Origin of the sequence: Pseudomonas sp. (assembly GCF_030683065.1) — a bacterium.
In the GTDB taxonomy this organism is placed as follows: domain Bacteria; phylum Pseudomonadota; class Gammaproteobacteria; order Pseudomonadales; family Pseudomonadaceae; genus Aquipseudomonas.
The window spans coordinates 1-11715 of record NZ_JAUXMX010000001.1; the positions used below are offsets into that span (position 1 = coordinate 1).

Consider the following 11715-nt stretch of genomic DNA (forward strand, 5'->3'; position numbering starts at 1 on the left):
AGGAGATTTGACGTGCACATCGGTGTTCCTCTCGAAACCCATGCCGGCGAAACGCGGGTAGCCGCCACGCCAGAAACCATCAAGAAGCTGATCGGCCAAGGCCATCGGGTCACGGTGCAGAGCGGAGCTGGCGTTAGCGCCAGTATTCCCGACAGTGCCTATGAGGCTGCAGGTGCGGCCATCGGCAGTGATGCCGCCGCCTTCGCTGCCGATCTGGTGCTGAAGGTATTGGCTCCGACCGACGCCGAGCTGGCCCACATGAAGACCGGCACGGTGCTGGTTGGCATGCTCAACCCGTTCAGCAATGAAACCATCGCCCGCCTCAACGCTTGCGGCATCACGGCCTTTGCCCTTGAGGCTGCGCCGCGCACCTCGCGGGCGCAGAGCCTCGACGTGCTGAGCTCGCAGGCCAACATTGCCGGCTACAAGGCTGTGCTGCTGGCTGCGCATCATTACCCGCGCTTCATGCCGATGCTGATGACGGCTGCTGGCACGGTGAAAGCGGCGCGCGTGCTGATTCTCGGCGCCGGTGTCGCTGGCTTGCAGGCCATTGCCACGGCCAAGCGGCTGGGTGCGGTGATCGAAGCCTCGGACGTACGCCCTGCGGTCAAGGAGCAGATCGAGTCGCTCGGCGCCAAGTTCGTCGACGTACCCTGCGAGACCGACGAAGAGCGTGAATGCGCCGAAGGGGTCGGCGGCTATGCGCGGCCGATGCCGGCCTCGTGGATGGCGCGTCAGGCCAAGGCGGTGCACGAGCGTGCCAAGCAGGCCGATATCGTTATCACCACCGCGCTGATTCCGGGACGCAAGGCGCCGACCCTGTTGCACGAGGCCACCGTGGCCGAGATGAAACCCGGTTCGGTGGTTATCGACCTGGCTGCAGCGCAGGGCGGCAACTGCCCGCTGACCGTGGCCGAACAGGTGGTAATCCAGCACGGTGTGACCATCGTCGGTTACAGCAACCTGGCCGCCATGGTGCCAGCCGACGCCTCGGCGTTGTATGCGCGTAACCTGCTGGATTTCCTCAAGCTGGTCATCGACAAAGATGCTCAGTTCCACCTCAACCTCGAAGACGACATCGTCAAAGCGTGCCTGATGTGCACGGACGGCCAAGTCTTGCGAACCAACGGCTAAGGGGAGAACAACCATGGATATGATTTCTGACGGTATCTACAACCTGATCATCTTCGTGCTGGCCATCTACATCGGCTACCACGTGGTATGGAACGTCACCCCGGCCCTGCACACGCCGCTAATGGCGGTGACCAACGCGATCTCCGCGATCGTCATCGTCGGCGCCATGCTCGCCGCGGCACTGACCGTGACGCCACTGGGCAAGACCATGGGCACCCTGGCCGTGGCGTTGGCCGCGGTCAACGTGTTCGGCGGTTTCCTGGTAACCCGGCGCATGCTGGAAATGTTCAAGAAGAAAGCGCCGAAAGCCGCTGCAGTGGAGAAACATTGATGAGCATGAACCTGATCACTGTTCTCTACCTGGTCGCCTCGATCTGCTTTATCCAAGCGCTCAAGGGTCTGTCGCACCCGACCAGCTCGCGGCGTGGCAACCTGTTCGGCATGCTCGGCATGGGTCTGGCTATCCTTACCACTGTCGGCCTGGTGTACAAGCTGGGCAGCGAACTGGCTACCCAGGGTCTTGGCTATGTGATTGTCGGCCTGCTGGTTGGCGGTAGCGTCGGCACTGTCATGGCCAAGCGCGTGGAAATGACCAAGATGCCGGAACTGGTCGCCTTCATGCACAGCATGATCGGCCTGGCTGCGGTGTTCATTGCCATTGCCGCGGTCGTCGAGCCGCAGTCGCTGGGCATCGTCGCCAGCCTCGGTGATCCGATCCCGGCCGGTAACCGTCTGGAACTGTTCCTCGGTGCGGCCATCGGTGCCATCACCTTCTCCGGCTCGGTGATCGCCTTTGGCAAGCTCTCGGGCAAGTACAAGTTCCGCCTGTTCCAGGGCGCACCGGTACAGTTCAAGTGCCAGCACTGGATCAACCTGGCCATCGGCCTGGCGATTCTTGGCCTGGGTCTGGTGTACACCTTCACCGGTAACCTCAGTGCCTTCGCCCTGCTGCTGGCTTTGGCCTTCGTCATCGGTGTGCTGATCATCATCCCTATCGGCGGCGCTGATATGCCGGTGGTGGTGTCGATGCTCAACAGCTACTCGGGCTGGGCGGCGGCCGGGATCGGCTTTTCGCTGAACAACTCGATGCTGATCATCGCCGGTTCCCTGGTTGGGTCCAGCGGCGCGATCCTCTCGTACATCATGTGCAAGGCGATGAACCGCTCGTTCTTCAACGTCATCCTCGGCGGCTTCGGTGGTGCTCCGGCAGCTGCCGGCCCGGCCGGCGACAAGGAAGCCCGCCCGGTGAAGTCCGGTTCGGCCGACGACGCTGCCTTCCTCCTGACCAATGCCGACACCGTGATCATTGTGCCCGGCTACGGCCTGGCCGTGGCCCGTGCCCAGCACGCGCTGATGGAACTGGCCGAGAAGCTGACTCATCGTGGTGTGACCGTGAAGTACGCGATTCACCCGGTTGCCGGGCGTATGCCGGGCCATATGAACGTGCTGCTGGCCGAGGCTGAAGTGCCCTACGAGCAAGTGTTCGAGATGGACGACATCAACTCCGAGTTCGGCCAGGCCGACGTGGTGCTGGTGCTCGGCGCCAACGACGTGGTCAACCCGGCGGCGAAGAACGATCCGACGTCGTCAATCGCCGGCATGCCGATCCTCGAGGCCTACAAGGCCAAGACCGTGATCGTCAACAAGCGCTCGATGGCCAGCGGCTACGCCGGCCTGGACAACGAACTGTTCTACTTGGACAAAACCATGATGGTCTTCGGCGACGCCAAGAAGGTCATCGAGGACATGGTCAAGGCCGTCGACTAACCGCTACTGATTGCCCCTGACTGCAGCTCACTGCGTCAGGGTAGGCAGTGTCTAACTGCGATCTGCAGTGTTGCGTATACAAAAGGTGCACTTTTGTATACGCAACAGTACCCAAGGGGGAGGGTATCTCGGCAATTTCCGCTGAGAAGGCCCCGGCCATGGTTGGGGCGTATACAAATGTGCACCTGCTCGACAGAATGAAGTCGATCACCAATAAAGGCCCGCCAGTCGGAGCAGGTCATCTGCTTCATTTGGAAGACTCAGCGGGTGGAATCCGGAGATTTTGCCAAAATCAGGCAGTCTTTTTCAGAGGTTACCTAGAAAAATCAGGGCGATTCACCTATCAGAATATCGGTAGTCCAATCTTCAAAGCGCTTGCCCTTCTCCTGCAACTTGATGTGGCAACTAAGTGAAAATGGCTTAGATCATGAATAGAGGAGCAGAGAAATTTACTAACTCAGCGCACTTTAGGTGTGCAGAGTAACCTGTCCAAAATTAGCAAATTCAACGTCAACCCTAGCACCAGCTGGCGCCCAATAAATACCAGTCCAACTACCAGTGGCGACAATATCTCCGGCACGCAATGGGTTGCCCTGCGCTTTGGCATGCCTTGCTAGCCAAGGCAGCGAGTTGAGCGGTTGAGTAAATGGATGACTGCCCGTCTTACGAACCTGCTGCACACCGTTCACTCGAACTTCAGCCGTTTGTTTTGACCAGTCAGGCTGGCATTCCAATACAGATGGCGGCCCCATAATCAAAGCCCGATTTAGCTGCTGATCAGCCAAGCACAGCAGTGCTGAGGCTTGTTCAGCATGCAGCCAGCGCGAATCGCATAACTCAATACCAGGCAGCCATGCATCAACCGCCGAGTAGGCAGTGGCCAAGTCGGTATGCTCGTCGAGGTCGCAACCCAGACGCACCAATAACTCACATTCAATGCCAAAGGCATAGCAACAGTCCGGCGACGCCTGCCAGCCTGACAGATGAATAGCCGCAGATGGCACACCAGCAGCGCTGATAAACGTGCTCGGAGCGCCGCCGAGTTTCCAAGCGCGAGCAGGACCATCTGCAAACCAGCCAAGCGCCTGCGCTACGTGATGCTGTACGGCATAAGCCTGGGCTTCATTGGAAAGCACCAAGCCCTGATGTGACTGGCGCTCACCGGTGCGCCAACTGCGAATTAAACACTCGGCGACTTGCTCAACCACTCTCACAGCGGTAATTCCGTCTTGCGTCTGCGCAGTTGTGCGGGAGCCGGTCGCTCACAGGCCAAAAACTGACCACGGCCTGCTCCGCCATGTGGTTGGCCATCCCACACCACCTCGCCGCGTGACAAGGTCATCGCTGGCCACGCGCTCAGTTGCATACCGGCATAAGGCGTGTAATCGACGTTGTGATGGAGCAACTCATTACGCACCTCGACCGTTTGGCCTTCATCCCAAATCACCAAGTCGGCATCTGAACCAATCGCGATGCTGCCTTTGCGTGGGTATAAGCCGTACATTTTCGCGGCGTTGCTCGCCGTCAGTGCGACAAAGCTTTGCGCGGTGATACGCCCGGTACGCACACCTTCAGACCAGAGCAGCGCCATGCGTGTTTCAACTCCTGGAATACCATTGGCGATCTGGTCGAACGACACGTCCTCGCCGTGGGCTTTCTTACCGTCTGGGCCGTCAAAGCGAAAAGGCGCGTGGTCAGATGAGAAAATATCAAATGAACCATTTTCCAACCCGTCCCAGATCACTTGTTGATTAGCCGCATCTCGTGGTGGCGGGCTACAAATGCATTTTGCACCTTCAAAGCTGTCATCGCAGCCTAGCGAGTCAGCCGTCAAAAACAAATACTGCGGGCAGGTTTCTGCGTACACCTTCAAACCTTGGCTTTTCGCCCAGCGGATTTGCTCAACCGCTTCACGGCCCGAGACATGCACAATCAGAATCGGTACATCCACCAGCTCAGCCAGAGCAATGGCCCGATGAGTCGCCTCACGTTCGATCAGCATCGGACGTGAAGTAGAGTGATACTTCGGCGCACTCAAACCGGCGGCCAACAAACGCTCAGTCAACCAAGCAATGCAGTCACTGTTTTCAGCATGGAGCATGACCATCGCGCCCTCACGCCGGGCAACTGATAGGGTTTCTAGGATTTCACGGTCACCCAGTTTGAGCGCGTCGTAGGTCATGTAAATTTTGAACGAGGTGTAGCCTGCGGCGATTAGCGCGGGCAACTCATCACGCAGAACCTCCGGCGTCGGATCTGTGACGATCAAGTGAAACGCGTAATCAATCACCGATTTGTTGCCCGCACGCCGGTGATAATCATCCACCGCCGCGCGCAATGTTTCACCCTTCTGCTGGCAGGCAAACGGGATTACCGTCGTGGTGCCGCCACAGGCCGCCGAGACAGTGCCACTGAAAAAATCATCAGCCATTACCGAGCCATCGCCCGTCGGTTGATCAAAATGCACATGACTGTCAATACCGCCCGGCGTCACATGACGGCCAGCTGCGTCGATCTCTTTCAGGCCTTGGGGCAAGTCAAAGGCTAGCGCAGCAATGCGCCCGTCACGAATACCGATGTCGCTGGTAAATGTGTCCGCTGCGGTTACCACGCAAGCGTTGCGAATGACCGTATCGAAAAGTTGCATATCAGGCCTCATCAAATAGCATTTGGCCCCAGCAGGTGGAGCCGATTGAAGCGCAGCAAATGGGGCAATTTGCGAGATGACGATACCTACACCTCGTCAAATTTCAGCACACTTTAGGCCGAAGCAGCGGCATCGCGTTGCAGCCAGGCTTCAGCGATTTGCTCGCGTGTGGCGAACCACACGCCTTTGTGGGCTTTGGCGTACTCGATGAATTTCTTCAAAGCGCGCACCCGGCCCGGGCGGCCGACCATGCGTGGGTGCAAGCCGATGGACATCATGCGTAGGCCATCGACGGACTCTTCATACAGCACTTCAAAGCTTTCTTTCATGTACTCGAGAAAGTCTGAGGCTTGCGACAAACCTGGTGAGCTCCAGTAGCGAAAATCATTTACGTCGCTGGTGTATGGCACGACCAAATGACGCTTACCTTCGACCTCAACAAAATACGGAACGTCATCGTTGTAGGCGTCGGAGTCATACAAAAAGCCGCCTTCTTCGGCGATCAGTCGACGCGTATTCACACTGGCGCCGTAGCGGCAATACCAACCCACTGGGCGTTTACCGCAGGTACGTTGAAATGACTCAATTGCCAAACGAATATGCTCACGTTCTTGTTCTTCGCTGAGGCGAAATACCTCTTCCCAGCGATAACCATGACTACAAACTTCATGACCCAAAGCGACCGCCGCCTTGGCAACGTCAGGGTTTTGCTCAAAGGCAACCGCGCAAGCGTGAAAGGTGGCGGGCACATCGGTTTTTTGCAGAATCTCGAGAATCCGCCAAATACCGACACGCGAGCCGTATTCATACATCGACTCCATGGCCAAGTTGCGCACGCCATCGGGGAATTGATAACCGCCCCATTCGGTCATGCTTTCTTGGTCAGGATCACCCATCGCCAGTGAGCGCTCGGAGCCTTCCTCGTAGTTGATCACCACACTGATAGCTAACCGCGAACCATTAGGCCAAGTGCCTTGCGGGCGTTGCTGGCCATAGCCAACCAGATCTCGAAGGGGTAACGCCATGGGAAACACTCCTACAGGTTTGGCAAATTGCTCAGCCGCTCAGGCTCAGCAATCGATATCTTTCAAGGCTTCATGATCAGGCCCAGTGAACGTCTGGCCATCGCCAAAAGCCAAACCCATGGCCAATGTTTGGGCAATACAAAACGCGGCGGTGAGCGAGCGAAAACCGAGCAACTCAGCATCGTTGACCTCGATCATGACCGAGGCGCATTGGCCAACTGGGCTGAGGATGCTATCGGTGATTGCCACAATCGGTGTGCCCGCAGCGACTGCCTGTTCGCACGCATCGATAGTCTCTTGGGCATAAGGAGGGAAGCTAACGGCGATCAGCACATCATCATTGTGTAACGCTCCGACCTGCTCGCGCAGGCTGCCGCCTAGACCACTGATATGCACTGCTCGGCGCCCCACTCGGCTGAGTGCATAACTCAAATAAGCGGCCATGGGGAACGAACGACGCATGCCCACCACAAATGTGGTCCGGGCTTTTTGGAGTAAGGCGATAGACTGCTCCAACGCCTGCACTTGCTCACCCTCAGCTAAATGCTCAAGCGAGACTATATTAGCTTGGCTGAATGCACTGAGCATTGCTCCAATATCCGTCGGATCATCCAGTAACTGCTCGCCACGATAGTGACGAATACGTTCTTTGAAACTCCCCTGCCCTGCCTTTTCCAGCGGTGCTTTGAAGACTCGCTGGAGGTCGCTAAAGCCGCCATAACCTAACGCCTGCGCCAAGCGAATAAACGCCGAAGGAGGAATAGTCGAGCGCTTGGCCAGCGCCGCTAACGTGTTAAGCGCCACGTCATGTGGATGCTCAATCAGATAGTGGGCGGCGTCACGCATACGTGCTGTGAGTTTGTCCTGACCCAGCGCAATCGCGGAGCGCAATTCAACTAGGGTTTGTGGCAGTGGCATAGGCAGATCGCTCGTTAAATATCAGGTGTGGCGCAGCGCGGTAATGGCCTCTGCCAAGCAAGAGACTAACCGCGTCATTTCTTCGACGGTGTTGTAGTGTGCAATCGATACGCGCACCACTCCGCCCTGTTGAGCCAAGCCCAATTCTTCGATTAGGTGACGCGCGTAAAAATCGCCAAAGCGAATACCGATACGCGCCTCATCAATGCGCTTGACAATCGCTTCAGAATGCACGCCTTCAACCACAAAACTGATGGTCGGCACTCGGTCACCCTGGGTAACCCGTGGCTTGCCGATGATACGTACAGCCGGTGCCTCACGCAGATACGCCAGCAGCGTTTCAGCCAACAGATCTTCCTGTATTTCAAAGGTATCAAACGCCGCTTGCATCAACTCACGCGGGCTGCCTTTAGCGCCAATACGGCGGCCAATATCAAGTAAATAATCGCTAATACCGATACAGCCATAAGACAGCTCATAGTTGAGGTTGCCCGGCTGTAATTTGTAAGGCAGTACCTCGGTACCAATGAAGAAATGGTTGAGGCTTGGCAACTCCAACAGCAATTCGCGCTTGCCCCACAGCACGGCGAAGTGCGGACCAAATACTTTGTAGAAACTGAACACGTAGTAATCGGCGCCACTGGCTTGAACATCGACTAAGCGATGCGGCGCATAGGCCACGGCGTCGATACACAACTTTGCGCCCATCGCGTGAACGCGGCGTGCAACCTCGGCGACAGGGTTAACGCTGCCTAAAATATTCGAGGCGTGAGTCATCGCGACAAAACGTGTTTTGGCACAGAGTAATGTATCAAGATCAGCCAATTCCAACTCTAAGGTTTGCGCATCAACGTGCCAGACCCGCAGTACCGCGCCGCGCTCTTCGCACAAGCGCTGCCAAGGGCCAATGTTGGCTTCATGGTCGCTGTGAGTGACGACAATTTCATCACCAGTGTTGACAGACGGCGCAATTGCACGCGTCAGAATTTGCAGCAGATGAGTGGTCGAGCCACCCATTACGCACTCCTCAGGGTGATAGGCATTTATTAACTGAGCCACCGACTCCCGCGCAGCCAACACCTTAGCCCCAGCTTGCACCGATGGCTGATATGAAGCCCCCAGTTGCACGGAATGGTGCAGCAGATAGTGACTGATGCGCTCGGCAACGGGTTTGAGCACCGCCGAACCGCCAGCGTTGTCGAGATAGGTATAGCCGTCGGCCAAAACGGGGAACTGACTGCGAACATAATTGATATCGAGCAAAGTCAAAATGAGTCTCCCGGGGTATCAGTGATGCAGGATCGCCTGCAAGAAAGCCTGCGTTCTCGGCTCTTGCGGGGCAGTAAAAAAGTCCTGCGGGTTGTTCTGTTCGATGATTCTCCCGCTCTCCATAAAGATCACCCTGTCGGCGACTTTGCGGGCAAAACCCATCTCATGCGTGACAACAATCATGGTCACACCAGCGCGCGCCAAGCTCTGCATCACGTCGAGCACTTCACCGACCATTTCTGGATCCAAGGCTGAAGTGGGCTCATCAAATAGAATGACGCGCGGCTCCATTGCCATGGTTCGGGCAATTGCCACACGCTGCTGTTGGCCGCCTGACAATTGACTCGGGTACTTGTCGGCATGCGCTGCCATGTCTACTTTTTCCAATAGCCCTCGGGCTCGCACCTGCGCATTGCGGTGTGACATGCCGCGCACCCGCACCGGGGCTAGCGCAACGTTGGCCAGCACTGTCAGGTGCGGATACAGATTGAAGTTCTGAAACACCATGCCAACTTCACAGCGAATGCCTGCCAGCTTGGGGCCAAGCTCTACGCGTTGACCTGCGACTCGAACGTCACCGTCCTGATACGCCTCCAGCAGGTTGATGCAACGAATTAGCGTGGATTTACCCGAGCCTGAGGGCCCAATAATAACTACCACCTCGCCTTGCTCAACCGTCATATTGATGTCGTTCAAGGCCTGAAACTGGCCGTAAAATTTATTCATATGTTCGATTTCAATGACGTTGCTCATACGCGTTTACCTCCCGCTGCATTGCGCCGTTCCACCCAGCTAACCAACTGCACCATTGGTAATAGCAACAACAGGTACATCACTGCCGCACCTACTAATGGCGTCGGGTTAGCGGATAGCGCTTGGGCTTGGGTGGCCTGTTTAAGCAAGTCCGGCATTGCCACCACGGAGGCCAGCGCGGTGTCTTTCATCACATTGATGCAGTTGCTGGTCATCGGTGGCATTACGATACGCATGGCTTGCGGCAGGATTACGTCACGCATGGTGTTGAAAAAACTCATGCCTTGAGAAGACGAGGCTTCAAATTGTCCGCGCGGAATGGCCTCGATACCCGAGCGAAAAATTTCCGCGGAATAGGCGCATGACACTAACGACAACGCTGCCGCGGCGGCGGCGAATGACGACAGGCGAATCCCCACGAACGGCAATGCGTAATAAATCAACACCAGCAGTACTAACAGCGGAATCGAACGCATTACATCGATATACGCCCGCGAAAACCAACGAATCGGGGCGTAGCCGTATAGCCTAAGCATGGCCAGCAGTAAGCCGCCAACCAAACCGAGAATAATACTCACCACGCCCAACAACACCGTCACGCCAAGGCCGCGAAGCATCAGTGGAAACGCATCTACAAATACGTCCCAGTTGAAGAATGTGTCTAGCAGCTCCATAAAAAGCACCTTGGTCGTGAGCAGTTAATCGGGATTATTTAGGTACGTCGGTGACCTTCACAGTGCTCGAGTCGGCAGCTGCATCTGCACCGAACCACTTCTTGTGCAGGTCGGCAATCACGCCGTCCTTCTTCATGTTGGTGATGATGTCGTTAACCTGGGCGCTTTCAGACCAATCTTTAGCGTGCATCAGTGAGTACTTTTCGCCGGTTGGAATCCGCGCGACCACGGCGTACTGCGGTTTGTCTTTGATGTAATAAAGCACCGCAGGAATATCACTGACATAACCATCTAAGCGGCCCGAAGCCAGATCGAGCATCGCAGGTGATAGCCCTTCGTAGCGCGATACATCCTTGAACTTGTATTCACCCTTATGCTCACCAACCCACATGTCACCGGTGGAGCCGGTATCAACGCCAACGACCTTGTCAGCCATGCCGTCTAGGCCCTTGATGCCCGACTTGGCCAGCACTGACAACGACTGGTCGCTGTCGTAATACGGCTGGGCAAAGCCAACCGACTCTAGACGTTTAGGGGTGATGGTGATCGATGAAATAGCGATGTCAGCACGCTTGGATTGCACGGCGCTGAACAGACCATTGAAAGGAATATTAACGAACTCGACGCTTTTGCCAGCGCGTTTGGCGACTTCTTTGACGACATCTACTTCGAAGCCAACAATCTCGCCCTCAGCATTCTGAAACTCCCATGGCACGTTGCCAACGTTTGCACCTACCGTCCAATCAGCGGCCATAGTCGATGTTGAAAATGCAGTGGCCATCGCCACGCCTAAGAGTACTTTAACGTTCATGTCTAGCTCCTCGATTCAAGTCAGTCCTACAGACCGCCTGCCTACATGAACAGGCGTTTCGGAATTGAGCATAGGCACATGAATTAAATAATTCAACAAATTTAGATAATGAATCAAACGCTCCACTCCAGTGCGAATCGGATTCAAAACGGTGCATTGGATGCAGCGCACACACAGCAGGCATTGAACAACATCTGCCAGCCTCGACGATATAAATGCGCACTGATACAGGGCGCTCGGTCGCGGTAGGGACGGCAGTTACCTGCCTCCCCCCCGCACAGACCCGTACGTGCGGAACTACCGCATACGGCTCCTGCCTCGGGTATGTGACACGAAACGGTCCTCAGGGTACGAATGTGCATTTCTGGGTTTAGGTATGAAGAGGAAGGCGCCCAGAGAGTCTGAACATATCAAGCGCCGAAGTGAGGCTGCCTCCAGGCGCTAGCAACGCCGCAGCGGGCGTTTGGAAACGACATTCGCCCGACTACTCAGCCGTTTCGCTGATAAACAGTAGCCAGCAGAGGTTTCTCGCTGGCTGGGGATAGGATGACCATCTGCCAGCCTGATTGGGTATTGAGATATCGAGCCGCGTTGTTCGCATGCGTATAGGTTCGACTTTTATGCTGGAGCACATGCGCCGGTAGCCGGGCCTCTTGATCAGCCTCACGCAGAATTCTGCAGACACGCTGAAAAACCTGATCCGCGCGCCCCTCACGA

General features: G+C 56.3%; 11 protein-coding genes and 1 pseudogene. 3 read left to right on the top strand and 9 right to left on the bottom strand.

What is annotated here, in order from left to right; all coding sequences use genetic code 11:
- Positions 1–12: 12 nt before the first annotated feature.
- The 3 genes from Q8K09_RS00005 to Q8K09_RS00015 are packed head-to-tail and all read left to right on the top strand — an operon-like array spanning position 13 to position 2901.
- A complete protein-coding gene (locus Q8K09_RS00005) occupies positions 13–1134 on the top strand; it encodes a Re/Si-specific NAD(P)(+) transhydrogenase subunit alpha (RefSeq protein ID WP_305252769.1) in 1122 nt (373 codons plus the stop codon).
- Positions 1135–1147: 13 nt separating this feature from the next.
- Positions 1148–1465: an NAD(P) transhydrogenase subunit alpha gene (locus tag Q8K09_RS00010; protein WP_305252752.1), complete on the top strand. Its 318-nt coding sequence runs from the start codon at positions 1148–1150 to the stop codon at positions 1463–1465.
- Positions 1465–2901 (top strand): NAD(P)(+) transhydrogenase (Re/Si-specific) subunit beta, encoded by a 1437-nt coding sequence (locus Q8K09_RS00015; protein WP_305252753.1) that lies wholly within the window; start codon positions 1465–1467, stop codon positions 2899–2901. Before Q8K09_RS00010 ends, Q8K09_RS00015 begins: the two co-directional genes overlap by 1 nt.
- A gap of 467 nt (positions 2902–3368) precedes the next feature.
- Here Q8K09_RS00015 and Q8K09_RS00020 read toward each other — a convergent pair whose 3' ends face one another.
- The 9 genes and pseudogenes from Q8K09_RS00020 to Q8K09_RS00060 form a co-directional block, all read right to left on the bottom strand.
- Entirely contained in the window at positions 3369–4115 is a 747-nt protein-coding gene (locus tag Q8K09_RS00020) for a fumarylacetoacetate hydrolase family protein (RefSeq protein WP_305252755.1), read from the bottom strand.
- Positions 4112–5548 (bottom strand): dihydropyrimidinase, encoded by a 1437-nt coding sequence (gene hydA / locus Q8K09_RS00025; RefSeq protein WP_305252757.1) that lies wholly within the window; start codon positions 5546–5548, stop codon positions 4112–4114. Before hydA ends, Q8K09_RS00020 begins: the two co-directional genes overlap by 4 nt.
- A gap of 113 nt (positions 5549–5661) precedes the next feature.
- The gene (locus Q8K09_RS00030) at positions 5662–6573 is read right to left on the bottom strand and encodes an allantoinase PuuE (protein ID WP_305252759.1); all 912 of its coding nucleotides are present in this window, start codon (positions 6571–6573) and stop codon (positions 5662–5664) included.
- A gap of 45 nt (positions 6574–6618) precedes the next feature.
- Positions 6619–7491, bottom strand: coding sequence for a MurR/RpiR family transcriptional regulator (locus Q8K09_RS00035; RefSeq protein ID WP_305252761.1), 873 nt, complete (start codon positions 7489–7491; stop codon positions 6619–6621).
- 21 nt (positions 7492–7512) lie between these two features.
- The gene (locus tag Q8K09_RS00040) at positions 7513–8760 is read right to left on the bottom strand and encodes a cysteine desulfurase-like protein (protein ID WP_305252763.1); all 1248 of its coding nucleotides are present in this window, start codon (positions 8758–8760) and stop codon (positions 7513–7515) included.
- An 18-nt stretch (positions 8761–8778) separates the two neighbouring features.
- Positions 8779–9513: an amino acid ABC transporter ATP-binding protein gene (locus Q8K09_RS00045; RefSeq protein ID WP_305252764.1), complete on the bottom strand. Its 735-nt coding sequence runs from the start codon at positions 9511–9513 to the stop codon at positions 8779–8781.
- Positions 9510–10187: an amino acid ABC transporter permease gene (locus tag Q8K09_RS00050; protein ID WP_305252765.1), complete on the bottom strand. Its 678-nt coding sequence runs from the start codon at positions 10185–10187 to the stop codon at positions 9510–9512. Before Q8K09_RS00050 ends, Q8K09_RS00045 begins: the two co-directional genes overlap by 4 nt.
- Before the next feature lie 34 nt (positions 10188–10221).
- Complete coding sequence (locus Q8K09_RS00055) at positions 10222–10998, bottom strand: transporter substrate-binding domain-containing protein (RefSeq protein WP_305252767.1); 777 nt, start codon at positions 10996–10998, stop codon at positions 10222–10224.
- A 488-nt stretch (positions 10999–11486) separates the two neighbouring features.
- Positions 11487–11715, bottom strand: a pseudogene (locus Q8K09_RS00060) (hypothetical protein); the annotation flags it as partial.

Coding starts and splice junctions, on each gene's coding strand:
- Q8K09_RS00045 (WP_305252764.1), bottom strand. CDS start 9,513: ATGAGCAACGTCATTGAAATCGAACATATGAATAAATTTTACGGCCAG.
- Q8K09_RS00010 (WP_305252752.1), top strand. CDS start 1,148: ATGGATATGATTTCTGACGGTATCTACAACCTGATCATCTTCGTGCTG.
- Q8K09_RS00030 (WP_305252759.1), bottom strand. CDS start 6,573: ATGGCGTTACCCCTTCGAGATCTGGTTGGCTATGGCCAGCAACGCCCG.
- Q8K09_RS00035 (WP_305252761.1), bottom strand. CDS start 7,491: ATGCCACTGCCACAAACCCTAGTTGAATTGCGCTCCGCGATTGCGCTG.
- Q8K09_RS00050 (WP_305252765.1), bottom strand. CDS start 10,187: ATGGAGCTGCTAGACACATTCTTCAACTGGGACGTATTTGTAGATGCG.
- Q8K09_RS00015 (WP_305252753.1), top strand. CDS start 1,465: ATGAGCATGAACCTGATCACTGTTCTCTACCTGGTCGCCTCGATCTGC.
- Q8K09_RS00055 (WP_305252767.1), bottom strand. CDS start 10,998: ATGAACGTTAAAGTACTCTTAGGCGTGGCGATGGCCACTGCATTTTCA.
- hydA (WP_305252757.1), bottom strand. CDS start 5,548: ATGCAACTTTTCGATACGGTCATTCGCAACGCTTGCGTGGTAACCGCA.